Origin of the sequence: Mangrovimonas sp. TPBH4 (assembly GCF_001280505.1) — a bacterium.
Classification (GTDB): Bacteria; Bacteroidota; Bacteroidia; order Flavobacteriales; family Flavobacteriaceae; genus Mangrovimonas_A.
In genome coordinates this window covers 1-1,205 of the sequence record NZ_LBIO01000063.1, presented here as the reverse complement: position 1 = coordinate 1,205, position 1,205 = coordinate 1, and the positions used below count along the sequence as shown (strand labels likewise).

1 pseudogene is annotated in these 1,205 nt (G+C 49.7%); it reads left to right on the top strand.

Annotated features, from left to right (window positions below):
• Window positions 1-1,205: pseudogene (locus ZA05_RS16610) on the top strand (chromophore lyase); the annotation flags it as partial.

The following is a 1,205-nucleotide window of genomic DNA, read 5'->3' as shown; positions in this document are numbered from 1 at the left end:
ACCATTCAAGATTCCACAGGCTGTATCTATATCACAGCTCCAATAGTTATAGAACCTTTGGATCCTCCAACAGATGTAGAGTTTACCAGTACGCCTGTAACCTGTCCGTCGAACACGGCTACAATTACAGTTGCTACGGTAACGGGGGGAACGGGAATTTTGGAATACCAGATCATTGCACCAGCCTCAGCAGCCACTGCCTACCAGGCCTCAAATGAATTTACCGACCTTGAGCCGGGCACCTATACCTTTCAGGTTAAGGACGCCAACGACTGTACCTATACGGAAACCTATACCATCGATCCGCTTCCGGCCCTTACCATGGGAGCTGTCCTAGTAAAGGATTTGGACTGTACCGATTCTCCCGATGCCATTATCGAGGGGACCATAGGGGGAGGAACACCACCATATACCTATGCGGTATCGATTGGTGGCGCTGCCTACAGTGCATTGGGTGCTACTGGAGCTACCTTTACCTATACCACGGCAACGGCCGGAACCTACCAATTCCAGGTAACCGATGCCAGCGGATGTACAGCAGAAACAGGTGTAATCACAGTTCAGCCTATTTCCATGCCAGACCTTACCGTGGCTTTGGATGCTCCAATATTATGTAACGGCGATGCCAACGCTTCGATAGCCGTGACCATCGATACTACGGTAGGGACGCCACCGTTTACCATCAACGTAAACAACGATACCACGGGAGTGGACTATGGTACACAGACCTCTGGATTGACTGCAGGTACCTATACGGTAACCCTTAGCGATGCCAAGTCCTGTGAGGCTACTGAAACAGTGACTATCGGTGAACCGGATGCCATTGCGGTAGATTACCATACCATTGACATCACCTGTACTACTTCGGGCGTTTCCCAAGGATCCATCATTATCGATGGAGTAACAGGGGGAACTGCACCATATAACTATTTTGTAACAGGTACCAATGGTTACGACAATTCTGAGCTCAATGCTACCGGCTCCACTTCGGTGAGCTTTGACGTGGTGGACTTCGGGCTTTACCAAATCAACATCGTGGATGCCAATGGGTGTTCGGTACTGATCCAGGATGTCTTGGTGGCCTCGCCACCAACCGATCTTGATATTTCCATTGCAACAACTGTGGACTGTACTACCGGAGGAGAGGCTGTTGTGAGTATTGGCTCTACCTTAGTAAGTACTGGGCCGTTCTATTTCAGCATCTA